The organism is Methanolobus zinderi (assembly GCF_013388255.1).
In the GTDB taxonomy this organism is placed as follows: Archaea; Halobacteriota; Methanosarcinia; order Methanosarcinales; family Methanosarcinaceae; genus Methanolobus; species Methanolobus zinderi.
The window spans coordinates 322,697-348,954 of sequence record NZ_CP058215.1; the positions used below are offsets into that span (position 1 = coordinate 322,697).

The 26,258-nt window shown below is 44.4% G+C and carries 28 protein-coding genes and 1 tRNA gene; 14 read left to right on the plus strand and 15 right to left on the minus strand.

Annotated features, from left to right (window positions below):
- Positions 1-23 precede the first annotated feature (23 nt).
- Both HWN40_RS01555 and HWN40_RS01560 read right to left on the minus strand, forming a co-directional pair.
- Entirely contained in the window at positions 24-659 is a 636-nt protein-coding gene (locus tag HWN40_RS01555) for a translin family protein (RefSeq protein WP_176964108.1), read from the minus strand.
- A 134-nt stretch (positions 660-793) separates the two neighbouring features.
- Entirely contained in the window at positions 794-1,060 is a 267-nt protein-coding gene (locus HWN40_RS01560) for a stationary phase-response protein (RefSeq protein ID WP_176964109.1), read from the minus strand.
- Between the two features lie 118 nt (positions 1,061-1,178).
- On the opposite strand from HWN40_RS01560, the gene HWN40_RS01565 reads away from it, so the two are divergent.
- Positions 1,179-1,709: an Sjogren's syndrome/scleroderma autoantigen 1 family protein gene (locus HWN40_RS01565; RefSeq protein WP_218165479.1), complete on the plus strand. Its 531-nt coding sequence runs from the start codon at positions 1,179-1,181 to the stop codon at positions 1,707-1,709.
- A gap of 39 nt (positions 1,710-1,748) precedes the next feature.
- Here the strand turns inward: HWN40_RS01565 and HWN40_RS01570 are convergent, their stop codons facing one another.
- From HWN40_RS01570 to HWN40_RS01585, 4 genes are all read right to left on the minus strand, one after another.
- On the minus strand, positions 1,749-4,007 hold the full coding sequence (locus HWN40_RS01570) for a DEAD/DEAH box helicase (RefSeq protein WP_176964110.1): 2,259 nt from the start codon (positions 4,005-4,007) through the stop codon (positions 1,749-1,751).
- A gap of 73 nt (positions 4,008-4,080) precedes the next feature.
- A complete protein-coding gene (glyS, locus tag HWN40_RS01575) occupies positions 4,081-5,826 on the minus strand; it encodes a glycine--tRNA ligase (RefSeq protein ID WP_176964111.1) in 1,746 nt (581 codons plus the stop codon).
- 448 nt (positions 5,827-6,274) lie between these two features.
- Entirely contained in the window at positions 6,275-7,066 is a 792-nt protein-coding gene (locus tag HWN40_RS01580) for a 2-amino-3,7-dideoxy-D-threo-hept-6-ulosonate synthase (RefSeq protein ID WP_176964112.1), read from the minus strand.
- Between the two features lie 52 nt (positions 7,067-7,118).
- Entirely contained in the window at positions 7,119-7,625 is a 507-nt protein-coding gene (locus HWN40_RS01585) for a deoxyuridine 5'-triphosphate nucleotidohydrolase (RefSeq protein WP_176964113.1), read from the minus strand.
- A gap of 199 nt (positions 7,626-7,824) precedes the next feature.
- On the opposite strand from HWN40_RS01585, the gene HWN40_RS01590 reads away from it, so the two are divergent.
- The 6 genes from HWN40_RS01590 (at position 7,825) to HWN40_RS01615 (ending at position 12,379) form a co-directional block, all read left to right on the plus strand.
- Positions 7,825-7,983, plus strand: coding sequence for a hypothetical protein (locus HWN40_RS01590; RefSeq protein WP_176964114.1), 159 nt, complete (start codon positions 7,825-7,827; stop codon positions 7,981-7,983).
- A gap of 14 nt (positions 7,984-7,997) precedes the next feature.
- Positions 7,998-9,560, plus strand: a complete 1,563-nt coding sequence (locus HWN40_RS01595) for an FAD-dependent oxidoreductase (RefSeq protein ID WP_176964115.1) — start codon at positions 7,998-8,000, stop codon at positions 9,558-9,560.
- A 946-nt stretch (positions 9,561-10,506) separates the two neighbouring features.
- Positions 10,507-10,710, plus strand: coding sequence for a hypothetical protein (locus HWN40_RS01600; protein ID WP_176964116.1), 204 nt, complete (start codon positions 10,507-10,509; stop codon positions 10,708-10,710).
- 149 nt (positions 10,711-10,859) lie between these two features.
- Positions 10,860-11,222 (plus strand): carboxymuconolactone decarboxylase family protein, encoded by a 363-nt coding sequence (locus HWN40_RS01605; RefSeq protein WP_176964117.1) that lies wholly within the window; start codon positions 10,860-10,862, stop codon positions 11,220-11,222.
- A 174-nt stretch (positions 11,223-11,396) separates the two neighbouring features.
- On the plus strand, positions 11,397-11,870 hold the full coding sequence (locus tag HWN40_RS01610; protein ID WP_246275949.1) for an inorganic diphosphatase: 474 nt from the start codon (positions 11,397-11,399) through the stop codon (positions 11,868-11,870).
- Between the two features lie 110 nt (positions 11,871-11,980).
- Entirely contained in the window at positions 11,981-12,379 is a 399-nt protein-coding gene (locus HWN40_RS01615) for a cupin domain-containing protein (RefSeq protein ID WP_176964118.1), read from the plus strand.
- 199 nt (positions 12,380-12,578) lie between these two features.
- On the opposite strand, the gene HWN40_RS01620 is transcribed toward HWN40_RS01615, so the two are convergent.
- Positions 12,579-14,942 carry a DUF7507 domain-containing protein gene (locus HWN40_RS01620; protein WP_176964119.1) on the minus strand — a complete coding sequence of 788 codons (2,364 nt, stop codon included), beginning with the start codon at positions 14,940-14,942 and terminating at the stop codon, positions 12,579-12,581.
- A 901-nt stretch (positions 14,943-15,843) separates the two neighbouring features.
- Between HWN40_RS01620 and HWN40_RS01625 the strand changes: the two genes are divergently transcribed.
- A complete protein-coding gene (locus tag HWN40_RS01625) occupies positions 15,844-16,017 on the plus strand; it encodes a hypothetical protein (RefSeq protein WP_176964120.1) in 174 nt (57 codons plus the stop codon).
- Between the two features lie 190 nt (positions 16,018-16,207).
- Here HWN40_RS01625 and HWN40_RS01630 read toward each other — a convergent pair.
- The 3 genes from HWN40_RS01630 to HWN40_RS01640 form a co-directional block, all read right to left on the minus strand.
- A tRNA-Val gene (locus HWN40_RS01630) sits at positions 16,208-16,284 on the minus strand.
- A gap of 59 nt (positions 16,285-16,343) precedes the next feature.
- Entirely contained in the window at positions 16,344-16,541 is a 198-nt protein-coding gene (locus HWN40_RS01635; protein WP_176964121.1) for a hypothetical protein, read from the minus strand.
- 114 nt (positions 16,542-16,655) lie between these two features.
- Positions 16,656-17,108 (minus strand): YqaA family protein, encoded by a 453-nt coding sequence (locus tag HWN40_RS01640; protein ID WP_176964122.1) that lies wholly within the window; start codon positions 17,106-17,108, stop codon positions 16,656-16,658.
- A 216-nt stretch (positions 17,109-17,324) separates the two neighbouring features.
- Between HWN40_RS01640 and HWN40_RS01645 the strand changes: the two genes are divergently transcribed.
- The 5 genes from HWN40_RS01645 (at position 17,325) to HWN40_RS01665 (ending at position 21,756) form a co-directional block, all read left to right on the plus strand.
- On the plus strand, positions 17,325-18,845 hold the full coding sequence (locus HWN40_RS01645) for a response regulator (RefSeq protein WP_176964123.1): 1,521 nt from the start codon (positions 17,325-17,327) through the stop codon (positions 18,843-18,845).
- Positions 18,846-18,955: 110 nt separating this feature from the next.
- Positions 18,956-19,567, plus strand: coding sequence for an endonuclease III (nth, locus tag HWN40_RS01650; RefSeq protein ID WP_176964124.1), 612 nt, complete (start codon positions 18,956-18,958; stop codon positions 19,565-19,567).
- Positions 19,568-19,575: 8 nt separating this feature from the next.
- Complete coding sequence (locus tag HWN40_RS01655; protein WP_246275950.1) at positions 19,576-19,899, plus strand: AbrB/MazE/SpoVT family DNA-binding domain-containing protein; 324 nt, start codon at positions 19,576-19,578, stop codon at positions 19,897-19,899.
- Between the two features lie 4 nt (positions 19,900-19,903).
- Positions 19,904-20,230, plus strand: coding sequence for a type II toxin-antitoxin system PemK/MazF family toxin (locus HWN40_RS01660; protein WP_176964125.1), 327 nt, complete (start codon positions 19,904-19,906; stop codon positions 20,228-20,230).
- Between the two features lie 347 nt (positions 20,231-20,577).
- Positions 20,578-21,756, plus strand: a complete 1,179-nt coding sequence (locus HWN40_RS01665; protein WP_176964126.1) for a bifunctional 5,6,7,8-tetrahydromethanopterin hydro-lyase/3-hexulose-6-phosphate synthase — start codon at positions 20,578-20,580, stop codon at positions 21,754-21,756.
- Between the two features lie 107 nt (positions 21,757-21,863).
- On the opposite strand, the gene HWN40_RS01670 is transcribed toward HWN40_RS01665, so the two are convergent.
- Both HWN40_RS01670 and HWN40_RS01675 read right to left on the minus strand, forming a co-directional pair.
- Positions 21,864-22,127, minus strand: coding sequence for a type II toxin-antitoxin system MqsA family antitoxin (locus tag HWN40_RS01670; RefSeq protein WP_176964127.1), 264 nt, complete (start codon positions 22,125-22,127; stop codon positions 21,864-21,866).
- Complete coding sequence (locus HWN40_RS01675; protein ID WP_176964128.1) at positions 22,124-22,441, minus strand: DUF4258 domain-containing protein; 318 nt, start codon at positions 22,439-22,441, stop codon at positions 22,124-22,126. The genes HWN40_RS01670 and HWN40_RS01675 overlap by 4 nt, the downstream gene beginning before the upstream one ends.
- Before the next feature lie 280 nt (positions 22,442-22,721).
- On the opposite strand from HWN40_RS01675, the gene tpiA reads away from it, so the two are divergent.
- Positions 22,722-23,390 (plus strand): triose-phosphate isomerase, encoded by a 669-nt coding sequence (gene tpiA, locus HWN40_RS01680; protein WP_176964129.1) that lies wholly within the window; start codon positions 22,722-22,724, stop codon positions 23,388-23,390.
- 10 nt (positions 23,391-23,400) lie between these two features.
- Here the strand turns inward: tpiA and HWN40_RS01685 are convergent, their stop codons facing one another.
- Genes HWN40_RS01685 through aroD form a run of 3 tightly spaced genes read right to left on the minus strand, consistent with a single transcriptional unit; the run spans position 23,401 to position 26,245 of the window.
- Positions 23,401-24,726 carry a prephenate dehydrogenase gene (locus HWN40_RS01685; protein WP_176964130.1) on the minus strand — a complete coding sequence of 442 codons (1,326 nt, stop codon included), beginning with the start codon at positions 24,724-24,726 and terminating at the stop codon, positions 23,401-23,403.
- Positions 24,727-24,728: 2 nt separating this feature from the next.
- Entirely contained in the window at positions 24,729-25,544 is an 816-nt protein-coding gene (gene aroE / locus HWN40_RS01690; protein WP_176964131.1) for a shikimate dehydrogenase, read from the minus strand.
- Positions 25,541-26,245, minus strand: coding sequence for a type I 3-dehydroquinate dehydratase (gene aroD, locus HWN40_RS01695; protein ID WP_176964132.1), 705 nt, complete (start codon positions 26,243-26,245; stop codon positions 25,541-25,543). Before aroD ends, aroE begins: the two co-directional genes overlap by 4 nt.
- Between the last annotated feature and the right edge of the window lie 13 nt (positions 26,246-26,258).

Genomic DNA, 26,258 nt, shown 5'->3' on the forward strand with positions numbered 1-26,258 from the left:
TAAACTAACTATGATACGGAAAACTAATCTATTTTTCTCTCGAACTCCCTCATGGCATTTTCCAGCTTAAGCTGTCTGATGGCTGTTGACACATCCCCGCGTGTACGTTCGAGTATCGCACGTGTGGTATCGGTCTTGTGTCTTAGGCCACGCGTCATGGCATCAGGGAAATCGAACATCATAAGTGCCGAGTAAATATCTTCCATAATGTCAAGAAATTCCTCAGCTTCGGAAGCTTGCTCCTTTCTTATAAGGTCAAGTATATGTCTTCTGAGCTCTCCATTCACATCTCCAAGACCACTAAGGTAGGCAGTATATTCTACTTCAAGTTCTTCTGGTCCGGGAATTGTTTCTGTCCGGGGACCCGTTTTGAGTAATTTCAAGACAATGGAACATTCCACAAATTCCTGCTGGGCATGTTCCACAAAACCTGAATTGTATACATCAGGGTGTCCCTGAAGCAGGGAATTCAGTCTTTTAAGCGAGTGGCTGGATTCTTCAAGGAGTGAGGCTGCCCTGTCAAACTTTCCCTTATGGATGCTTGACATTGCTTTTCTGCAGTTGCGCACAACCTCACGGGATGTTGTCAGGCTTTGCTCACGTGCAGCATCCTTTTCCTCTAGTTTAGCCCGAATCCTGTCTGAAATATCGATGATCATGTTTCCCCTTACGTTATTACAGCTGCAGAATACCATTTGCAGCCTGCTCCCTTTTCGGGAAAAAAAGATTCTTGCAGTCTTAAAACGACTGCATGTCATAAAAATATCAGTTTCAAAAGTATGAAGTATTTATCTTATTCATCAACAGGTATGGTCTCAAGCTGGCTGGCTACATCCCATATGAGTGTCCTGGTGTGAACGGGAATGTTCGGATCATTGCTTATATCTTCAAGCACTGATATGCTGGATGAAGTTCTCAGGAACAGTGGTTCGTCTTCTTTGCTTAATGTTTCCAGAACTTCGTTTGCAGAACGTCTGATGTTCCTTGGAACAGAATTGTCGTTTGCTATGTACTCCAATTTCTGCCTGCATTCTTCAATGACTTGCGCATAATCTGACATATGATCACCTTGATAATTTTAGAACGAAAATAAGGGTTACCTCAGTTATCCCTAAATAGTTACGTTCTATAAAAAGACTTTCATTGGTATATATTTTGCGTACCCAGGAGGGAACTCAATGACAAATACGAATGATGATATGGTAAAAAAGATTTCCAGAATGCTGGAGATTGGTGGCACTATGCTTGCGCAGCATTGTGATGTTTGCGGAGCGCCGATGTTCAGGTACCAGGGTAAGATCATGTGCCCTGTCTGTGATAGCGTAGCCGACCCGCGCGCAAAGATGCAGCAAAAGATGGAAAATGAAGCCATTCCTGTTAATGAGGCCGCCCCTGTAACCGCAGAAGTTTCTTCTGCAGGATCCGAGATGGATGGAATCAGGGTTCAGGCTACGATGGAAGATACTGTGAAAACGAATGTTCAACCACAGAGAACAGAACCAAAGATAACAGAAAAAGAGTCCGACGAATATTCTGCCGGCAAATCAGTTTCGCCTTCGGCAACAGAACTTGAGTCTCTGCTAATGCAAAAGATGATTTCACTTGCAAATTCCATGAATTCGGAGGATGATGTAAGAAAAGTCTCGGATCAGATGGATATGATCGAGAGATGTCTCTCAATAATTGACAAAATGAAAAAGACTCTTTGAAGCAAGAAGGGTGTTAAAAGTATGCGGATAACAATCCTGTTATCCCGTGTACTCCCTGCTTACGATCTCTCTAATTTTATTTGCAGTCTTTGGTCCGATGTTCTTCACTTTCAGGAGTTCATCGTAGTCTGCCCTGATTACATTCTCCACGCTTCCGAAATGCTTCAGGAGACTTTTTGCAGCACCGGGGCCTATATCGGAAATTGATGAAATGATATACTCCTGTTGTTCCGGCAACATGGGAGCAGCTTTTTTACCGTGCAGGCTGACCTCTCTTTTTTCTTCTGTCTGCTCTCTTTTTGCTATCTGCTTTATCAGGCTGGCAGTATCTTCCGCATCCCTTGTATACAGGACAGCCACTCCGAAATCAAGGGCTATGGAGGACAGTGCACCGTGTATTGCGGAAGGGTCTATCCTCCTGCTTGTGAACAGATTATCTCCCTCAAGTATAAGTACCGGCTTTTCGTATGTCCTGCTCAGGTTTGCTATCTGTTCGAAGAGCTTATGTTCGACAAGTGAGCCTGTAAAGTCCTCAGTGCTCTTCCTTTCCACAGCTACCCGGTCGCTCAGGATATAATCCCCTACTTCCAGTGTCTGAAGTGTAATATCCACACCCGCCTTATCTAGCGATCTGGCAACCGAGCTTTTCACTTCCCTCTGGTCCACTATGACCTTAGTTTTATCTCCATCAAAATCTGCCAGCTTTACCTGGTCTTTGTCATTGATATCATCAAGGGTTCTCTGGTACTCTCCGCTTTCCCGGGCAGGCATGGTCTTCTGGAGTGCCTGCATATTGCTCTGCATTTTTTTCTCTTTGGCAAGACTACTCCAGTAGTATCCCTCGTCCCTCGTTCCCTTTGTTACAAGTACCACCACACGCCCTTCATGCTTTCTTCCGGTCCTGCCCTTTCTCTGGATGCTGCGTATCTCAGAGGGAACCGGTTCATAGAAAAGCACAAGGTCGGTTGACGGGATGTCCAGTCCTTCCTCTGCAACTGATGTTGCCACAAGGGTGTTGTATTCCCCTGCCTTGAACATATCAATGATCTCTACCTGCTGTTTCTGCGTGAGACCCTTATCCTTATACTTGGATGCCTGTCCTACAAAACGTATGGGTCTTATCCCTTCTACCTCTGACAGGGCGTTTGTTATCATCTCTGCGGTATCACGGTAGTTTGCAAACACAATTACCCTTGATTCCGGTTTATTGTTGAGCTGTTCAAGGACTATCTGCTTTACGCGCTCCATTTTCGGATGCTCGCAGTCGCAGTCTTTGAGGCGGTGGACAACCTGCCTGATGTAAAGATCCTCTGCCAGACGTTTTGATGCCTTGCTTCCTTTTTTGCTACCTGCTTCATTGTCTAGCCTCTCCATATACATGCGTAAGGCACCAAGTCCCTGGGTCTCGGTGACCTCCACAGCATGGCTTAGCTTGAGAATCTCGGCAAGAATGGATATGGCAGTATATACCGATGGTTCCGGCATACCTCTGAGCTCCCCCTGCAGTCTCTGCTGCAGCATAAGCAGGTCCTTCTTGGAAACATATCTTTTATTGTAAATGGGATAGCCTGCATCCGTGAGTCTCTTGTACCTGTCCTCGAGCACCTTCTCCAGCAGGCTCTTTATCTCCTTCATCTCTGCCGGAAGATCGATACGCTTCCATTCGATGTCTTTCTTCTGAATATAAGGCGCCACGTCCCTGTCCGTTTCAGTCTTGACGGCAACAGATTCAATTCGGAGTACTTCACAGACCTCCGCTACTTTTTCATCGGAGCTGCCGGGACTTGCCGTAATTCCCAGACAGAGTGGGTCCTTTGAGATATCAAAATATTTCTCCGCGATATATGTATAGGCGTAGTTCCCGGTAGCACGATGTGCCTCATCAAAAGTTATATGGGTTACATCTTTGAGATCGATGCGTTTTGTGAGGACATCGTTCTCGATTACCTGGGGGGTGGAAACGATCACCCGTCCGCTTTTCCATAAATCTTCCCTTTGTGAGGGGCTGATGCTGCCCGTAAAGGTGAGTACTTCCTCTTCGGGTATGTTCAGTACCTTGCGGAAAAAAGATGCGTGTTGCTCAACGAGTGGTTTTGTGGGCGAAAGTACCAGCACTTTCCCGCCTGCTTTTTCCAGGCGTGATGCAATGACAAGAAGAGCTACTATGGTCTTCCCGAGTCCTGTGGGAAGAACTACTAAAGTGGATGCTGCAAGGGCCTTACCGGCCAGGTCAAGCTGGTAAAGCCTCTGCTCCACAGTGTCAGCTTTGATCAGTGGATGTCTGATATATTCCGGCATGTTTTCAAGCCTAAAGTTTGTCGGTCTATACAATCTTTAAGCTTTTAAATATGTGGCAAGCAGGGTGAAAGTATTAGAGTGCAACTCCTGCACTCTCAAAGTCCCTGTTCTTATACATGAGCTCATACAGCACTTCCTCTATACCATCTACGGACGTGCGCACCTGTTTCATGCTGTCACGCTCACGTATGGTCACTGTATTGTCTTCCAGTGTATCATAGTCGATAGTAATGGAGTACGGTGTACCGATCTCATCGTTTCTTCTGTAGCGGCGCCCTATGGTGCCTGAATCATCATATGAGACAAGAAGTCCCTGTTCCCTTATCTTGCTCTCTATATTTCTTGCAGGCTCGATGAGCTCTTTTCTGGTCAGGAGAGGAAGCACTGCAACCTGGACAGGTGCGGTCTCGTTCCTGAATCTCATGACTATTCTGGATTCTTCCTCCTCATCTTCCTTTGCAGGTACCGCTTCCTCATCAAATGCATGCTCCAGGACAGTGTAGAATATCCTGTCTATACCAAAGGATGGCTCCACCACATGAGGTACGATGTTCTCTCCGCTGACCTTTACCGTCTCTTCTGCAAACTGGACAGCATCTTCTGGAACAGTGACCTCCTCGGAATCGATCTTGACCTTGATCTCTCCTTTTTCCAGTTCCTCCCTTGATAGTTCCTTAAGGGCTTCTGCGACCATCTTTGCCTTGCCCTTGAAGAGCGGGCCAAGTTTTCCCATGTTGGGCTTGACCACAAACTGAGTGACCATCTTCGGTTCGGAGTATTCTCGGTAAATAGAGAGCTCGGTCTTGCTGACAGATGCATGTGCGCGGAGATCATAGTCCGTCCTGTCGGCAATTCCGACAACTTCCACCCAGCCGAACCTGCTGGTGCTGACCTCGGCATCCCAGCAGTCCATGGCGTAGTGTGCCATCTCGTCCTTCTTGTGCTGCCTGAATCTGAGCATCTCAGGAGCAACACCCACACGCTGCAGGAAGAGGTTTGTAAGTCCGATCTGGTATGCGAGGAACTCATGGGCTATGATGCCCTTCTCCAGTGCCTCGGCTATTGTCATCTTCTCGATTTCCCCTTTTTCCTGTGCAGCATCCGAATACAGGTTCAGGACCGTGTCGGCAAACCTTCCTATGTTCGGATGGCTCTTGTTCTCTGGATCGATGAAGATCTCAGCTTCTGCCTGTGTGAACTCCCTGAGCCTGATGACACCCTGTCTCGGGGAGATCTCGTTACGGTAAGACTTTCCTATCTGGGTGGCACCGAATGGCAGCTTTTCACGGTAGAAACGTGCCAGTCTCAAAAAGTCCACGAACATTCCCTGTGCGGTCTCGGGACGCATGTATCCCTGCCTGCCGGATCCTGGTCCTATCTGTGTCTTGAACATTAGGTTGAACTCGTATGTATCACCAAGGTCACCTTCACATTCGGGACATTTCACCTGGTTCTCACTGATGATCCTGTCAAGTTCCTCGTTGCTGAGTGCATCGGCAACAGGAACCAGTTTGTCTATCAGGTGGTCTGCCCTGAAAGCCTCGCCACATGCCTTACATTCACACAAAGGGTCTGAGAAGCCGCCAACATGTCCGGATGCCACGAACACGTTCTCGATCCCTACCGTAGGGGTCTCGATCTCCATGAAACCTTCTTGGATAACGAATAGCTCTCTCCAGATCTGCTCTATCCTGCGTTTTAGTGTGCTTCCCAGAGGTCCGTAGTCGTAAAACCCTGCTGTTCCTCCGTAGAGTTCGAATGAGTTCCATAAAAAGCCCCGGCGTTTGGCCAGTTCTATAACCTGTTCGTATTTATCCATAAGATGTCCTCGTCATAATGTGTCTGTAATTAGATTGATAGAACATCGACATTTCCATCGGATTTAATAGTAACGCGACTTATTTCAGACAATGCATGTATGTGTTTTCAATTTTCATGTACAAACTTTGGTACATGCTGTGCATAATCCCTATATAGGTGATCATATCTTCTTCACTTTGAGCAAGGTCAGCTAAGCAATCATATTTCATATCGTACCACCACTTTATATGATTCAATTGGTCATTTCAACACTTGACCTTGCTTTTCTTTTCATTTCATCATCTTTTCTGCTAGAGCAATTAATTTATCTCTGATCTTTTTCTGTAAAAACGTATTAAGAACCGCAATTGTACGGGAAGAGCCCCTTACTTCCAGTGGAAAAAAGAAACCAGCTCACTGTTCTTCTATTTTATATGATAATTATGTTAAAAAGAAATACTGGAATCTTAAGATTCCATAGCTTCATCCGGTGTAAGCCCTTTATGGACTATCATGGATATGCGGGATACAAGCTTTATGGGGTCATCTGACTGGAAGACATTTCTTCCGATAGCGACTCCTTTTCCTCCTGCCTGCAGGGAATCATGGATCATCTCAAGCAGATCATTCTCGGTTTCCATTCTCGGGCCACCTGCTATGACCACAGGGACAGGACATCCCTGAACGACTTCTTTGAATGAGTCAATATCGCCCGTATAATTGGTTTTGACAATGTCAGCACCAAGTTCCGCTCCGATCCTGGCAGCGTGCTTGACATATTCCACATCGTGCTCGGATGTTACTTTAGGACCTCTTGGATACATCATTGCAAGAAGTGGCATTCCCCATTCGTCACATTTGCTTGCGATGTGCCCAAGATCATGGAGCATCTTTGCCTCGTCATCCGCACCAACGTTTATGTGTACGGAAACAGCGTCGGCTCCGACCTTGATTGCTTCTTCCACCGTTGTCGCAAGCACCTTGTGGTTGGGATCCGGTCCCAGTGATGTGGAGGCTGAAAGGTGGATAATAAGTCCGACGTCCCTTCCGTACCCTCTGTGTCCGTACTTGGGAAGTCCCATATGTCCCAGAACGGCGTTTGCTCCCCCCTCTGCAACCTTGTTCACGGTTGAAGGCATATCTATTAAACCTTTGATAGGACCTGCTCCGACTCCATGGTCCATTGGGATTATTATCGCATTACCGGTATTACGATCGAATATTCTTTCGATCCTGACAGATTTGCCAATTTCGCTCATGCATCTCTCATAGGCTTGATTCTACATAATTTTTACGTAGACCAGATCATGGTTACAGGTTTTCATTCTGGTATCTGCCGCAGTATCCTTCACTGACCTCCCGGAGGAGATTGTAGAATACCAGCTGCAATAGTCTTGCATTTTGCCTGACCCTGAATCCATTGGGATTATGTACAACCAGCATTGATTCGCTTCTTCCTCTGTAGCCGGAATCCCACACTGCCGATTCCACAGTAACTCCGCATCTGAGAAGACTTGATCTTGGTCTCGCAATGGCAGCCAGGTCCAGGGGAATATTTACCACCTCATTGAAAGTGATTTTATATGTTCCCGGTTTCAGGAAAGCCCAGCCTTCAGCATTGAATTCTATACTTTCGCTTTCAGGTATATGTCTCTGGGTATTGTCAAAATCCACTGCTCCGGTGCCTTTTAATGCTTCGATGCCCTTGAGCGTTAGCTCAAAGCTGTTGGGCTGCAATTGTGTTTCGGTGTCTATAGTATTCTCAACAAGTGGCGGTTCACTGTTGATCCTGTCCTTTAGTTCGTCTCTGGATAGCATGATTAGCTTAGTTCTGAACAATAAGATATTATTATTGCGGCAAAGTCGGCAGAGTATGATCTTCAATCTAAAAAAATAAAGTGTCCTGTGGCTTTTTTAATACTGTTTTTATATGCTTTTTAAGCTGATTAAAAATGTATTTAAGCTTTGCAGGTGATGTTCTATACGAACCTAGAAGGGGTATAATGGGGAACTTCCTATGTATAAGGTCATAAACGCAAAATTAGCATCCGGTATGGATGGCGGTAAAGTTTACAAAAGCGATCTTGAGGGCATTGGCGGGAGAATAAGACTTATTTTCGAACTATGCAACCTGGTTGATCCCACACAGGATACCTATGCAATGAAGGTAGAATAAAAAGGCGGGTCCTTATGAACACAGGCCGGAGTACTGATTACACTCCGCAGGGCAAAGCTGAAGCATACTGGATATCCTCTACACCAGAGTCCGACTATCCGTCTCCTTCGGAAAATGCCGAAGTCGATGTGGCGATAATCGGTGGCGGGATAGTCGGTGTTACTTCTGCATTACTGCTGAAACAGGCAGGTTTATCCGTAGCCCTTATCGAGGCAGGTCGTATACTGCACGGAGTGAGTGGACAGACTACTGCAAAGGTCACCTCTCAGCATCATCTGATCTATGACCATCTGATCTCCCATTACGGAGAAGATCAGGCCAGAAAGTATGCAGAATCGAATCAGGCAGCCATAGAAAAAATGGCTTCACTGATCAATGAACACAATATTGATTGCGATTTTATGTACAAGCCTGCTTACGTTTATGCAGGCTCCATGAGCTCGGTGGAAAAGATTCACAAAGAGGTGGATGCAGCTAAAAAGCTGGGACTTCCCGCATCCTTTGATGATAATCCTCCGCTTCCGTTCGGCACATACGGAGCTGTCCGTTTCGATAGACAGGCACAGTTCCATCCGCGTAAATACCTGTGTGCACTGGCACGCATGATCCCTGGAGACGGAAGCCATATCTTTGAGAATCAGCAGGTACGTGAAATGGAAGGTGACGGACCTGTAAAAGTAAGTACCCACGAAGGCATCACGGTAACTGCAAAGGATGTGATACAGGCCACACATTTCCCTGTATTTGACAAACCCGGCATATTCTTCTCAAGGCTCTACCAGTCCCGTTCCTATGTACTGGGAGTGCGCATAGGCGAACCCTTCCCTGAAGGTATGTTCATCAATGCGGAAAAACCTGCACATTCTTTACGTTCGCAGCCGACAGATGCTGGTGAACTGGTACTTGTGGCCGGGGAGGAGCACAGGACAGGCGAGGCTAAAAACTCGCTCGATCATTATAGAAGGCTGGAGGAATGGGCACGCTCCATCTTCCCTGTAAAATCCGTCGATTATCACTGGTCCACACAGGATGTCATGCCTGTGGATCACGTACCCTATATCGGAAGGATCACATCGGGAAGCAAACATTCCTATATGGCAACCGGTTTCCAGAAATGGGGTATGACCACAGGCACGGTGGCGGCAATGATCATCAGTGATATGATCCTCGGGAATGAGAATCCCTGGGCAAAGGTATACAGTCCGTCACGTTTCAAGCCGGTGGAATCTGCAAAAGATATTTTCTTGCAGACAGTTGAATCCACGAAGGGGCTTGTGGGTGCAAGGATACTACCACTTCATGAGGATGTTTCGAATCTGGCTCCAGGTACTGGTGCAGTTGTAAAGGTTGAGGGTGAAAGGGTTGCTGCCTATCGTGACGATAACGGTGATCTCCATACACTGGACCCTGCCTGCAGTCACATGGGATGCTTCGTTTCCTGGAACAATGCGGAAAAGACATGGGATTGTCCGTGTCACGGTTCAAGGTTCAATATCAAGGGAGAAGTGGTCCATAACCCTGCCGTGCACAACCTCTCTAAAAAGAAGGTAAATGAAAACAAGAGTGACCACGAGTGATGAGCAGGGCGAAAGATAGTTGTTCCGTATGTTTCATGGAACTTTGAAACTTTTTCTTTTTTAATCCATCCTGTTATTCAGGATCATTATTTGTTTAACAATTTCTGATCTATACAACTGTCTGTCATCAGGATATGTCAGATCGTCTTATTTTATCAGTTTTATGAATTTCAGTCGTAAAAGAGATTATTTTTTATAGTAAGTCTGCTTTTGAAGTATCCATATTAGTGTTATAGGTGGAGGCATCCGATTAACCACCACGCTTTAAGATGCCTCCATCCTTATGGTTCCGAGATGTCCCCACATCTCTTCAACCCCCACTTTACTTAACTTTACTCCACTCCAACACTTTGCGAGCGACCCCTGCTCGCAATGAATAATTAGTTATTTTTTTATTTAACCTAACCCTTTCTTAATCTAAAGAGTAAGATTATCTTTTGTTTGCAGGCTAATATTATCTTACAATTTAATTTCAGCCAAGCACTCAAAATATATGGATGATATAACATTATTTTATCAATCAAATTTCATATTATTTCGGCAACCAGGTCCCCGGTAAAGTATGGAATTTCTTTGACCTTCTCAGTTCTGGGATACAACTACCTGATATGAGACTATATTCGCCCTCATTCTATGCCGCCTTCACATGTAATTTTTCTGATTTTTCTTATTTTGGCTGAGGATTGTTCGCTTTTTTTGACGTGTGGGACGATGGTATATTTTTGTAACATGGACTTGATTTTTAGTATTGTTAGCCATTATAATTACATTAATGTGTGTGCCATTTAGTATTGTAAACAAAACAACTTATATACATTAGAGTATTATGTAATGATGCTGTGGGTTTGGAGTTAGCATCCCGGGATGATTCCATTACTTACCGGATGACCGTGGATGGTTCTCTTATCTTCACCATGCAAATAGGTTAGCTAAAGGAGTGATATGTATGAGAAGCACAGATCTCGTAAAATATGGTAACAGGCCTGAACTTTTGTTTCGTGTGACCACTGATGGACAGACATACCAGAAGGAAGTATCTTTCGTTTTCCCAAGGTATATGAGTGCCGACCTTCCGCGATACAAAGAAGATTATGAGGTGGAGGAGGAGCCGACTCAAAAAGATATGAAATGTAATTTCGTTTTTGAATAGGCAGATACAATTTCTGCTCTTCTATTTTTTAAACAGGCGTATTCGGTTTTTGGGTTATGGGAACTCCAATATGCTGTATCTGCTTTCACGCGGAATAAATACATATGTAAAAAGCAGCATAGAATGAGTGTGGACAAAGGGGGTATTAAATGTCCGAACATGAAGAACTTGAACATGAAGAATTACTGGATAAGATGAGTGGTAAATTGGGTTTTACTCCACAGATACTTGAAACGCTGGGAGAGCTAGATTCCGCATTTTTGAAAAAATACAATCTCTGCAATCACAGGTTGCTCTCAGATGGTGCCCTGCCTGCTAAAACAAAGATACTGATGGCACTTGCGGTAGTTGCATCCAAGCAGTGTGAGAGATGTGCTGTGGTTCAGATGAAAAGTGCGCTCAAGAACGGTGCCACTAAGGAAGAGATCATGGAAACCATGGACGTCATCTTCATAACTTCGGGAGCACCTGCAGTGGCTGCCTGCCGCGATGCATTGAAACAACTGAAGTGAGAATCCGGGAGTTCAAACCTTTTGCATGATTTTGTACAATGGAGCTTAAAGCAGTCCACAGTATGATATATTCAGGATTAGCTTGCATGACAATTTTTATGGTTCGAGGGGTGTTTACAAATTACTCTGTTTATATACAAAGAGGCCGGTGTTCCGGAGCGTCAGGTTGAAAGTGTGATCATTGAGATTCCCAAGGGGAGTCGTAACAAATACGAGTATGATAAGGAAAAGAAAATGGTGAAATTTGAGAGGATGCTTTTTTCCTCAATGATGTATCCCTGTGAGTATGGTTTTTTCCCTGACACCCTTGCACTCGACGGAGATCCTCTTGACGCTCTTGTACTGACCTGGGAGCCTACCTTTCCGGGATGTCTTATAGATGTGCATCCTGTTGCATTGTTCGATATGGAGGATGATAAGGGAAGGGATGAAAAGATACTCTGTGTCCCGGAAACGGATCCCTTATGGAACTATATAGAAACACTTGAGCAGGTCCCTCCTCATCTGTTAAAGGAGATTACCCACTTTTTTGAAACTTACAAGAATCTGGAGAACAAACAAGTGCAGATCTTCGGCTGGCAGGGCCTTGAAGAAGCTGTCAGTATACTAACAGAAGCAAAATCAAGGTATGCCGAACAAAGCGAATGATGCTTTTTTCTTTTTCAATAAATCGATTCTCTTTCAATTGGAAAATCTATCTGCATGTCACAAATATTGTTTCTAGTGATTATTTATACAATCGATTTGTAGTTCTTTGTATGAAAGGATTTTCTACTGATATCGAAAAAGCCACATTGGAGAATAGTAACTTCCGTAAGGTTCTCTATACCTCAAAGCACAGCCAGCTTGTACTTATGAGCCTCAAGCCCGGGGAAGAGATCGGAATGGAGGTACATGAGGAGAATGACCAGTTCTTCCGTTTTGAAAGCGGAAAGGGAAAATGTATAATCGACGGTAACGAGTACGAGGTCGGTGACGGTGTAGCAGTGGTAGTACCGGCAGGTGCAGATCACAATGTAATCAATACATCAGACTCGGAGGAACTGAAACTCTATACGATCTATTCACCTGCACATCATAAGGATGGGATCGTACGCGCCACCAAGGAAGAAGCAGAAGCCAACGAAGCCGAGTTTGACGGGACAACTACGGAATAAGTCTTCGACTTGAGTGGATTAATCATTTAAATTGAATTTTTCGAAGAATCAGGATTTTTTATTCTTCTTGCTCCTTTTTCATAGTTAATTAGATTTTAAAAATTGTATGAGAATCTAAAGTTAGTGGCCACATCAGCACATTAAAAATACAGGGAGATATGTCAGAAATCCATCTCCCTGAAAATCTGTGTTCTCTGGCTTATGAATTTGTCTCTTCAGTGGTATTGTCAATTTCGACGTTCTCCTCCTCCTCCTCATTACTGTTATCCTCTACGGTAGTATCCTCTCCATTAGTATTGTCTTCTTCAGCAATACTTTCCTCATCGTTACTGCCATTCTCGTTTGTGGTACTGTCCTCTTCAGGGACACCATTCTCTTCGGCGTCGTTCTCATCCTCAGCGTTATCTTCTGCAGGAATATCATTCGTTTCTGTAGAATCCACTTCAGACGAAGCATTATCAATGGTCTGCTCATCTTCTGTGGTATCATTGCTCACGACACCGTTTTCCGCGGAAACATTTTCTGCCGTTACATTTGTGCCATTAGAAGCGTTTCCACCGGTTACGATAGCAGAAGTACTAACCATCTCTGTCTGAGCCGTATCATACACTGGCCGGGTCTGATTGCTGTATGCTGAACCTGTGTTGATGATGATCGTTCCGACATCGCTGCTCTTTACGACATAGTATATCGTCAATGGACATTCTTCCCCCGGTTGCAGCAGTGGACAGCTTGTACTGTTTCCTGTCAGATCATCCTCAACAACTACGTTTGTCAGGTTTGTAGTACCTGTATTTGTAGCCGTGATATTGTATGTCAGCGTATCATTGGCCGTTATATTGCCCGATGAATCTTCATCCGCATTAGAGACAAGTTGCTTGTCTATACTCATCTCCGGTACAGGTACGTATACTTCCTCTGTGTCGTTCACAGGCTGAGTCTGGTTACTGTAGGCTGTTCCTGTATTGCTTATGTTTGTTCCGATATCACTCAACCGGACGACATACTCTGTGCTCAGTGTGCACTCCTCTCCGGGTTGCAAGAAAGGACAGCTTTTGTTGTCTCCTGTCAGATCGTCTTCAACAGTTACATTCGTCAGATTTGCAGTACCGTTGTTGGTTGCAGTTATGTTGTATGTCAGTGTGTCATTGACACTTACATCATTTGACCCGTCCTCGTCTGCGTTCGATATTAACATTTTCTCAATTATCATTTCCTGCATGGGTACGGTTACATTCTCGGTATCATTCACCTGCCTGGTCTGATCGCTATTAGCTGTACCCATATTGCTTATGTTCGTTCCCAGATCAGTAACGTTTACGATGTACTCTGTGGTAAGCACACATTCCTTTCCCGGCTGCAGCAGCTCACAGCTTTTGTTCTGCCCTGTAAGATTGTCTTCCACAAACACGTTTGTCAGGTCCGTATTGCCGGTATTTGTGGCAGTTATATTGTATGTCAGCGTATCATTGACACTCGCATCTGCCGATTCGTCCTCATCCGCATTTGATACAAATGTCTTGTTCACTTCAATTGCCGCTGTGCCGTCTGTCTGGCCGTTACCGGAAGCACCATTACCACCGTTGCTGCCATTGCCACCCAATGTCAGCATATAGATGTCCCAGTTATTATTGCGGTCATCCTGCCATGCTATCATGTTCTTATAGATCGTGCAATTCATCTGGTCGGATCCGTTCTCTGTGACCTGGAATTCTTGCTGTGAGGAATTATCATAGAGGTAGATATCCCAGTTATCACTGCGGTTGTCCATCCATACCACATAATCACCGTAAATTGCAGGTGATCCTTTCATGGATTCATTCATCGTTATCCGGGATTCGCTCATCGTGGAAATATTATACAGATAAACCTGGGTGCTGTTATTTGCATCATCGAGCCATACTACCGTGTCCTTGTAAATTGCAGGACTTGTCTGGTTTGATATGTTCGTACTTATCTGTGTCTCGTTCCGGGATGTCAAATTGTACATGAAAATATCCCAGTTGCCGGTACGGTTGTCCTCCCAGACTACGGTATTGTTGTAGATGTCGGGATTTGTCTGGTTTGACATGTTCATAGTTATCTGCGTCTCGTTCTGAGATGTCAGATTGTACATGAAAATATCCCAATTGCCGTTCCTGTCGTCTTCCCAGACTACGGTATTATTGTAAATTTCAGGATTTGTCTGGTTTGACATGTTCATGGTTATCTGAGTCTCATTCTGAGATGTCAGATTATACATGAAGATGTCCTGATTAGATGTTCGGTTGTCTTCCCAGACTACGGTATTGTTGTAGATAGCCGGATAAAGTTGTCCGGATTCATTTGTGGTAATTTGTATTCTCTCATCCTGAGAAACGTTGTACATGTAGATATCCCAGTTCCCGTTGCGTTCGTCCATCCAGACTACTTTTTCATCATGGGTATCGGGGAATATCTGACTGGACTCGTTTGTAGTTATCTGCGTCTCGGTTCCTTCAACCATCTGCGCAGATGCGTTGCTTGCTACCGCTAACAACATAGCAACTACAAAACATACCAGTATGCTTTGTCTAACTTTCAATATGTAGACCTCCCTATGTACAATCCTACCCTGAAGGGCCTGATTGTTGCTTTAAAAAAGATTTTTTGCGCTCTTATTATTTTGGAAGCAAAGTTTTTCTGGATACTGATTTTTTAAAAGATGCTATCAAAAATCACTACTAAGTTTAAATCCGGCATATCCATCCGGGATATTTTCTGTGGAAATGTGTAACAAAATGTCCTGAAAAGGAAAACCAAATTCAATGATAGGAACGACTTTTATAGCAGAAGAACAATTTTGGAACTATAGGAATAATAGGATGAGGTACCCGACAAACCACCACGCTTTAAGGTGCCTCTTTCCTTACGTGTTCGAGATGTCCCCACATCTCATAAACTCCACTCCCCAACCCGTTTATGGTTGAGTAGGAAAGAAGAGGTACCTATGCCCATTTAAGGTACCTCTCCTTTGCTTGTCTGGGATATCCCCCAATATCTCCCTTTTAACTCCACTCCTGGAATTAGCAAGCATCCCAGTGCTTGCAACCTATACTTAGTGCTATTTACATATAACCAAAACGGATTATAATACTGTAACGCTACTATCTTTTGTTCACTAGTAATGTTTTAACGCCGTTAAAATTTAAACCGGATTTTATTTTAGAACTATCGACTATTACACTGATTTCATTATGGTCGGTACTGTCCTTTTTTCAGAAATATGGTGTACTTTTTTGGATTAATAGTATACTTCAGGGAACTGCATATTTCGGGACTAAAATATCAAAGCTTCCAGAGTAAAAGCAGGATGATGGGTCCGGGAGATTCGAACGCCCGACCTCTGCCGTGTGAATATTTCAGCAACAAGCAACGTGATTGCACCAGCAAACGCCACGATTATAAATAATCGGATAAATAATGTATGAAGGGAGGTTATTGTAATGTCTTTATTAATCTATACTACAATCTCAATAGTAGGAATATTCATCACTGGTTTAGGATTAGCTGCCCAAAAAACTAGTTTCAATATAGTGGGACTATTAGTTTTATTTCTGGGAACACTCTTAGCATTATTAGCGGCATTTATAGAGCCTCTATTTCCAGGAATGCTTTAAGATTTTATCCATATTTACATAAATGGAAGGTATAATCTAATGGTCCTGTCATAGGATACAATTGAACTAATAAGAGCACTACAGCGAGTAATTATTAATCATCTGACATGCGCCGTTTGAAGTCTGGATTGCTATTGATTTCAACAGTTAGTATGCATCATAGCCCAACATCAGCAGAAGATAATGAAAATGGTGGGCCCGGGGAGATTCGAACACCCGACCTCTGCCGTGTGAAGGCAACGTCATGACCAGCTAGACCACGAGCCTGCATACAGAAATAAATGCATATGCAAGGCTATAAAAGTATCGCAAAATAGTTTTCTGACTTACTTCGATCTTGATTTTACCAGTGCATATGTCAGCAGTGAAACTATGATAGCACTGCCAAAAACTGATATCAGAGCAGTTGTTGGTGGTAAGTATTTATAAGCAGTGACTGCAATGAGCGTTCCTGTTACAAATGCGATTGGTATCAGCACTGAGTTTTTGATCAGAGTTTTCTGGTCCACGTCGAGTGATGTCATTATGAATTCAGCCCAAATTTCTTACTATGATTATATATAATTATATTAATACTGGTGTGCAGATATATATACTTATCCAAAATCAGTTACACTTTATCGCACTTTTGGATACATTCATAAATTCAGGGCCAGATATGAAACGGCAAAGTAGCGTAGAAACTTTCCAATGAACACATAGATGGAAAAAATTCTGAAATCAAGCTTCAGCATTCCTCCTGAAGCTGTTATGGCATCTCCTACTAATGGAAGCCATGTGAACAGTAGCAGGAAAGGGCCGTACTTATCAAACCAGCTATCGGCTTTTCTTAGCTGTTTTTCAGATATTGAAAAATATTTCTCAATAATATCGCTGCGTCCCTTAAAGCCAATATAATAGGTGGTGCATGAGCCCAGATAGTTTCCTATGGTGGAAACCATCACAACCGCAAAAAAATTAAATCCCGATCTGATAAGCACAACAACAAGGGTTTCAGATCCCAGGGGAAGAACGGTCGACGCCAGAAAACTTGTCACAAAAAGACTCAGGTATGCATATTCTGACAGGTTCATCAATAGGTTATCCAGCATCAGTCCGGTATTATTTTAAGGATATTAAGATATTTGCATTCTGGATTGCTGACGGACAGACTTATATAAAAAATCACTATTCCTATTTTATCATATTATTGTAAAAGCAAATGATCAGTCAAAAGCAAATTTATTATATAATTTCACTATTATGAATATAGTAACAATTGCTTTTGTAAATAAGCTTCTTTATAAAAATGGAATTGGTTCTTTTAAATGATTGAACAGTACAGGCCCAGGACCCTGATTGTAGACGATGACCCTATCAATGTCCAGTTAATGGAAGCCCAACTGGTCAGTAAATATGATATTTTTGAGGCTTTCAGTGGTGAAGAGGCACTTGATATCCTAAGCAGGAAAAAACCTGATCTTATCATTCTTGATGTTATGATGCCTGGCATAAACGGTTATGAAGTATGCAGGCGCATAAAATCATCTGAAGAAACCAGTTTTATTCCGGTTATAATCGTCACAGCCCTGTCTTCAAGAGATGACAGGCTGGAAGGTATAGAAGCAGGAGCAGATGATTTCCTCACAAAGCCCATTGACAGGGTCGAACTGCTCACCCGCTCGAAAAATCTCCTGGAGAGTAAAAAACTGCATGACAGACTGGTATCTTCCGAGCAGAAATTCAGGACACTTTTTGAAAACTCGGTGGATGCTATCATTCTATTTACCCGGGAAGGCGCTGTTCTGGAAGCAAATGCTGCAGCCTGCAGTATGCTGGGCTATGAACATGAAGCGCTTCTCGGTATGTCCAGGGAAGATCTGGTTGCACCCGAATACCGGGGAAAATGCATGGAAAATACCGCCTCAGTTCTGGAAAATGGACAGGCAACATTCGAAGCCCTCTATGTAAAAAAGGATGGTTCCAGAGTTCCTGTGGAAATGAGTGTAAACCTTATAGATTACGGTGGCATACCGGCTTTCCTGAACAACGGACGTGACATAAGCGAACGCAAAAAAGCAGAGGAAGCTATCAGTAAATACACAGAGGATCTCTCAAAGGCAAATCAGGCCTTAAAGTCACTGGACCGGATGAAGGATGAGTTCGTGTCCAATCTCAGCCATGAGCTAAAGACTCCGCTGATATCCATCAAAGGTTACAGTGAACTTGTGCACGATGAGGTGCTTGGTCCGTTAAATGATAAGCAGAAAAATGCCATGCAGACCGTACTCGATAAATACGATCATCTGAGTTTCCTTCTGGACTCGCTTATTTATATGAGTATAGCCAAGTCCGGAAAAGTCAACTACAGGTTCGATCCTGTAAGGATCGAGGACAGTCTCAAAAGAATTGCTGAATACTTTTCTTTCAAGGCCGGAGAAAAGCAGATAACGATCTCCACTTCCTTTGAGGATAATCTGCCACTTGTGATGGGTGATGTGGAGTACCTCCCGTATCTTTTCAGGTCCCTTGTGGATAATGCCATAAAATTCAGTCCCGAGGGTGGCACTGTGCTTATTACAGCTTTCCGGGAAGACGGACACGTGCACGCCACGATAAAAGATAGTGGTATAGGCATACCGAAAACCGAATTCTCAAACGTTTTCAAGCGATTTTACCAGGTCGACAGCTCGATGGCAAGGAAATACGGTGGCAGCGGACTTGGCCTCTACGTAAGTAAAATGATCACAGAGGTCCATTCCGGTGAGATCTGGATCGAGAGTCAGGAAGGTTTCGGGACTACAGTGCATATTAGATTCCCGGCCTATTCTCCTTCACCCGGAAGATAGGAAGCTGTTTTTGTTGATCGTGGGCAGGTGTTATGCATTCCGGAGGATTGTACACTATCCGATGCTCACATGGAAAACAGTTTATAACTTGCTACTCTATCAACTTTCAGATGTATGTGGAAGAAGTGATCTCCCGTCTCAAAGAACTGTATCCTAATGGCTATTTTCATGTGAATCGGGACCCGTTCTATCTTCTGATATCCACGGTCCTGTCCCAGCGTACACGCGATGATGTGACAATCCCGACAACGCAGAAGCTTTTCAGCGTATTTCCTACGGTTGAGGAAATGGCAGAAGCTGATGTGGATGAGATACAGGAGCTGATAAGGAACGTGGGCTTCTACAGGGTGAAAGCACAGCGAATCATTGACATTTCCCGGATCATCCTGCAGGACTATGGTGGTATTGTTCCGGACACAATGAACGAGTTGCTCAAGCTTCCGGGAGTCGGAAGAAAGACTGCAAACTGCGTGCTTGGGTACGGATTCGAGCAGGACGTCATAGCAGTGGATACCCATGTTCACAGGATATCCAACAGGATGGGGCTGGTGGATACATCTGACCCGGATGAGACTGAAAAGGAGCTTGAGAAGGTAGTTCCCAGGGATGAGTGGAAGAATATCAACGGTCTGATGGTGCTGTTCGGGCAGAACGTTTGCAGGCCTGTGGGTCCCAAATGTGACGAGTGCATAATGGATGATATCTGCCCTAAGATGATCTGATATACAAAATGCATCAATCAGAAGGTAAATATGGTATCTTACAAGTAAGATATGTAAGTGATAATTCCATGACATTGTTAGAGATCAAAAGTATATCTGTCTCCAAAAAGGGGCAGATAACCCTTCCAAGTGCATTTAGGGAACTCAACATGAAAGAAGATGAAAAAGCAGCAATTCTGGTATTTCATGACCACATTGAGATAAGGCCTATGTCTGCACTTGAGGAAAAACTTGGCTGTGCAATAGCATCCCAGAAGGCTCTCGCTGAATCGTGGGACTCGCCGGAAGATGACGCTGCCTGGGAATATCTGAATGAGGAACTGGAAGAGTAAGAATATGCCACGGAAAGGAGATATTGTAATAATCAATTTTCCGTTTACAAACGGTAGTTCCAGCAAACTAAGGCCTGCACTTGCACTCACTGATCAGATAAGAAGTGATATTGTCCTGTGTCAGATAACATCAAAGCAATCCAATGATTCCTTTGCAATCTGTTTGACAAATACCGATCTTTCCAGCGGTGCTATTCGCCATACGAGCTGGATTAGGATCAACAAGATCTTCACAATGGATTCAGGGGATGTTCGTAAAGTCATCGGATCAATCGACAGTTCTAAACGATCAGAAGTTCAGGATAAGCTAAATGATTTGTTTGGCAGATAATGTCGCTAAACTCAATAATACTTTTAAATTTCACGTAGAAAATCTGCATTTTGAGTTAAAAAATGTGATGGACACAACAACTGATATCTGTCCGAAGATAATGTCCTGATTTTGAAACTAAAAATGAGAGTTTCAACAAACTATTTATTGATATATATTATATAAAGCACAAAATCTCGTGTCCATGCCGTAACTATAATATAAAAAGGACTGGTTTTGCACGAGAAAAGGTAGATCGTATTTGCAGATCAGAATCACTAAGAGGCAGATCCTGATAAATCACTACCTGATAAACTTATAAATCGAATTGACGAGTTAATATTCATCAGTATATACGAGTGAAAATCATGTTATTAGTCGGAGAAGCATTAATCGGCGAGAACCCAGAACTCGCACACGTTGACCTTATGATCGGAAACAAAGACGGTCCTGTGGGTCAGGCATTCGCAAACGGACTGACACAACTTTCAGCAGGCCACACACCTCTGCTTTCAGTTATCCGTCCGAACCTTCCTGCAAAACCTGCAACACTTATCGTGCCAAAGGTCACAGTAAAGAACATGGATCAGGCAGGTCAGATTTTCGGTCCTGCACAGGCAGCTGTGGCAAAGGCAGTTGCAGATGCCCTTGAAGAGGGAGCATTCGGTGACATGGATGTTGAGGACCTTGTGGTTGTTGCAAGTGTTTTCATCCACCCTGAAGCAAAAGACTACAACAGGATATACAGGTACAACTACGGAGCTACGAAACTGGCAGTAAAGCGCGCAGTGGACGGCTTCCCGGATGTAGACACAGTACTCAAGGAGAAGGACAGAATGGGTCACGCAATCATGGGATTCAAGGTATCCAGACTCTGGAACCCGCCATACCTGCAGGTTGCACTTGACAATCCGAATCTTCCTGTCATTCAGGAAATCGTCAGCCAGATCCCAAAGAGCGACCACGTTATCCTTGAAGCAGGTACACCTCTTATCAAGCGCTATGGTGTTGACGTTGTCACAAAGCTCAGAGAGATTCGTCCTGACGCATTCATAGTTGCTGACCTTAAGACCCTGGATACAGGAAACCTTGAGGCACGTATGGTAGCAGATGCAACCGCTGATGCAATTGTGGTTTCTGCACTTGCACCAGTAGCAACCCTTAACAAGGCGATCGAGGAAGCACACAAGACAGGAATCTATGCTATAATGGACACCCTCAACTGTGATGATCCTGTGGCCGTACTCAAGCAGCTCGACGTACTTCCGGATGTTGTAGAACTCCACCGTGGAATCGACATCGAGGAAACAGAACACGCATGGGGCAACATCGACGAGATCAAGGCTCTCTCACCAAAACTCCTGGTGGCAGTGGCCGGCGGTGTCCGTATCAACACAATGCCACAGGCACTTAAAGCAGGTGCAGATGTCCTTGTAGTCGGAAGAGCGATCACCAACGCAAAGGATGTAAGGCAGGTCGCAGAAAAATTCATTGAAGGTCTTAACAACCCTGAGATCGACCAGTTCAGAGTTATGACCGACTTCTAAGCGTGTGGAATTTCCACACTCTTTTCTTCTTTTTAATTATTATTTTCGATTTCATCTAAAGATGCAGATGTAATTTCCATCACCAAAATTAAAAAAGTAGCTAGATTTTAGCAGTTTTCAGCTTCGATCTCGCTAAGGCTAATTTCTCCTGCAGCAAGCGGATGAACACGCAGAGTAGAATCATGAAAACGAGTCATAACTTTGTCTATTCGCCTTGAGGTTTCAGGCGTATAATATGCTTCTCCGCATTCTTCGCAGATAAAAGCATCAACATCCCTGATTGAAAGCACGGTTCCACCTATTTTTACAACAAATTCATGCTTACCTTTAATTAACCTGCCTTTACAGAAACTGCATTTATCAGGAATCATTTGTCATCAACCCTTATTTTGTTTTCAATCCATTTATCTTTTGCCGGGTAATAAACGGTTATTATTCTCGCATGATCAGTACAATCTGCTACTACCACATGAAATGCCTCATTATTAACAAAACCCAGAAGAAGAACAGAAGGACATGGCCTATCATCGGGATATTCTTCAATGATGCTTGAATTGTTCACAGCTTTGATCAGTTCATCTGTTGTGACATTTCTCTGGAACATCCTTGTCCTTGCATGATCTGAAACAATGAACTTGTCCTGTATGATCATATCTTGTATATGTTTTAGGTCCGATTTTCCCATGAAACATCCTCGGATGGATAAGATAATGTCGTTATTATCCATACACAATAGTAATATTTATAGGCTTGTACATCAACAATAAATAAAAAATAGCTCTAAATATATTAAACTGTTAAGGTGTCCAGAATAATCACTCTACAGGTGGCACTACACAAAAAAAGAGAAGTGCGGAAATCAGAATTACTTGCACAATATTGAGAAGCCTGATCTTTCGTTTCCACAGTTACCTTTATACTTCTTCTCACCTTAATACTGTTAAATTCGTACTGGAGAGATTTAATTGAGTTCTACACTAATTGTCCTGAACCTTAAGACTTATCTTGAAGGAACAGGCGAAGGCGCCGTAAAAGTTGCACAGGCATGTAAGGAAGTTGCAGATGACTGCGGAATAGAGATCGGTGTTGCACCCCAGTTCTGCGACATCTACAGGGTAGCATCACAGGTCGACCTGCCGGTTTACTCGCAGAGTCTTGACCCCGTAGGAGCAGGCAGCTTTACAGGACATGCATTCGTCCAGTCAATTAAAGATGCAGGCGCAGTCGGAACCCTCATTAACCACTCCGAATGCCGTCTTACACTTGCAAACATTGATGCATCCATCACAACAGCAAAGGATGCAGGACTCAAAACAATAGTCTGCACCAACAACGTTGCAACTTCAGCCGCAGCAGCAGCACTCGGCCCGGATTACGTTGCAGTCGAACCACCAGAGCTTATCGGCTCTGGCATCCCGGTATCAAAAGCAGACCCTGAGGTCGTCACAGGTTCAGTAGAAGCGGTCAAGAGGATCGACCCCGCAGTTCAGGTTCTATGCGGTGCGGGTATCTCAAAAGGTGAGGACCTTGCAGCAGCTCTTGAACTTGGTTCAGTTGGCGTTTTGCTGGCATCAGGTATTGTAAAGGCCGCTGATCCAAAGGCTGCGCTTGAAGACCTTGTGAGTAAGGTCTGATTATTCTTTTTTAATTTGATTGTCCACGAATAGTGCAACCTATGCCTGTCAGCTGCCTTTCTATTTCATGATGCACTTTTTCCGGCTCAATATCGCCCATTATCATTACACGGTATGTCACACTAAGGCGTTCAGTTCCCTCGATTCCATCATACCTGTCAATGATCTCAACAGAAACGATATCCTCATTACAGGAAATAAGTTCCATGATAATTTTCTCATCCGCTTCCTCAGGTATCAGCACAGATATGTCTCTTAAATGATGTTCGAGATTATCCAGCTTCCATTGATGCATTTCCTCTTCATTCAACAGGCGGATGTTCTCTATCTTAAGAGGTATCATCTTGCTCCCACTATCCAGCACAACGGTTCTGGGTGTAACCTTATCGACGAAACCGGTGTGCACGATTCCCGAATAGATGTGCCTGACTCCAATTTCCTGTCCAATGGAATCAAGCAGCCTGTCAAACTCTGCAATCTTTGAGTTAATGAGCTTGTCCGAGCGGCGCAGTGCAGATGCGGTATCTCCGAAATGTACTGCTGCCTCCTTCATTTTAGCAGTGAAGGCTTCGACGTCCTTTTTCCTGACAATGGATGACATCTCACTGCACTGCTGCATGAAAGCGTCGTGCACCCTGGGCACTTCCGGGTTCTCCATCTGGATGTATGCGTAGAGGTATGGGTTCTGCCCAATTATCCTGCCAACGAAATCAAGCATGATGTCGTAGACCGGACTCATGAATCTCCTTGACTCGTTCACGCTGAAATCAAGGCTGTCAAAGGTCGTGCCGATGGTGATGTAAGCAAAGTGTGTCAGTCCCTGCACAACGGAAACGAATCTGTCGTGCTCAGCAGGGCTTATCACCTCGATGTGTGCTCCGTTGTCCTCGAAAAGTGAGTGCATCACAGGGAACCATTTCTCACATCGACCGTTTATTGGTGTTAAAATGAATATCTGGCCATGTAAACTAGGAATGGATGGTCCGAACATAGGGTGGGTACCGAGTATCTCCACATCCTCAGGAGCGTACTTCTTCATGGCCTCAGTGGGTCCGACCTTAAGGGATGTGAAATCCATCAAGAGGCTTCCACTCTTCATTTTAGGTGCGGTTTCACTGATTACCTTCTCGGTGATGTTGATGGGTACAGTTACGATCACGATGTCGCTGGTGCTTATTGCAGCATCAAGGTCATGGGCAAACTCAACTCCCATTCGCTCTGCTACCTCAACTTTCCCGCTGCTGCCCCAGACAACCACTTCGTAACCGTGGTTCCTGAAAAAAGGGGTGAACCACTGTCCCATTTCACCGGTACCGCCTATGATAAGGACTTTCAAATTCAGAGGCCCTCCAATACTGCTTTTTTCATGACGTTAATCGGAGGCTCCACGCCGGTCCATATTTTGAATGCTTCTGCACCCTGGTAGATGAGCATCATTTCTCCTGTGACAGCTTTAGCTCCTGCTTTTTTAGCTTCCTTCAAAAGCCTGGTTTCCAGGGGGTTGTAAACTATATCGAATACGGTGAGGTCAGGATGCATGTCCTCTGCTGTTGCAATCGTTCCCTCGGTATTGGGGTGCATCCCAAGAGTGGTGCAGTTGATGAGTATGTCGCTTTCAGCTATCAGTTCCTTAATGCTTTCAAGTCCGCATCCTCTGGCACTGCCAACTGCTGCGACCTCAGATGCAAGATTGATTGCCTTTTGTTCCGTCCTGTTGGCAATGATGATGTCCGCCCCGTCTTTTGCGAACTGGAATGCTATTGCCCGGGATGCACCGCCTGCGCCTACTATCAGCACGTTTGACCCCTTGATCGTAACATCCTTTTCCTCAAGTGTACGCTTTGCTCCAAGGCCGTCGGTGTTGTACCCTTTCATGCCGTCCTTGAAATCCACTGTATTGATCGCACCAATGCCAGCAGCGAGCGAGTCGGCTTCAACGATCTTGAGTGCTTCCTGTTTCAACGGGACGGTGAGGTTCACACCACCAAAGCCCATGGCTCTGGCTCCGAGAAGTGCATCTTTCAGGTTCTCGGGACTGACTCTGAAAGCATGATAAATGCAATCCATGTCAAGTTCCCTGAATGCTGCATTATGCATGTCAGGGGACTTTGAGTGTGCTACAGGGTCACCGAATACGCCGAAAACCGTTCTCAAAAGAGTATCTCCAGGGCTGATTTGAGTTCGTGTATCTTAATCTGTCCGGGTGCAACGGCTTGTGCTATCGCTCCGTATGTGAGGCGTGAACCGTAGCAAGGGGCAACTATGCGGCTGTGCTTGCCGACCTCTCCCATTGCGATGGTGCACACCGGCTTTTCCATGTCTGCAGTTGCCTGCAGCACATCCAGTACATCCTGCTTTGATTTTGCCATAACTGCAAGTTTTGCAATATCGCCACCTGCTTCATGTGCACTTTTGAGTATCTTCTTCATTTCCTCAACAGTTGGAGTCTCATTGAAGTCATGGGCGGAAACAATAACAGTCACTTCTGCTGCTTTTGCCGCTTCAATGACCTTATTTCGCTGGTCTGCACCCGCGCTGAGCTCTATATCGACCGCTTCCACAAAGGGAAGTATGTCAATCAGAAATGCAATTCTTTCATCCTCGCTACCTTCCCATTTGCCACCATCAGCTTGTAATCGATTGGTTGCAATACATGGAAGACTTGTGTTCACTTTTATCCTTTCAATGGTCTTCTTAGCCTCATCAAGATCTGAAAAATTGAGAAGATCTAGCCTCAGTTCAAGCACGTTGGCACCCAGCCACTTTGCTGCCTTTGCATTCTCTGCCGGGTCGTCGTCTATCACTGCAACAATTGCAGGTCGTTTGTCAAGGTCGAAGTTGCCTATCTTAACCATCAGCAACACCCCG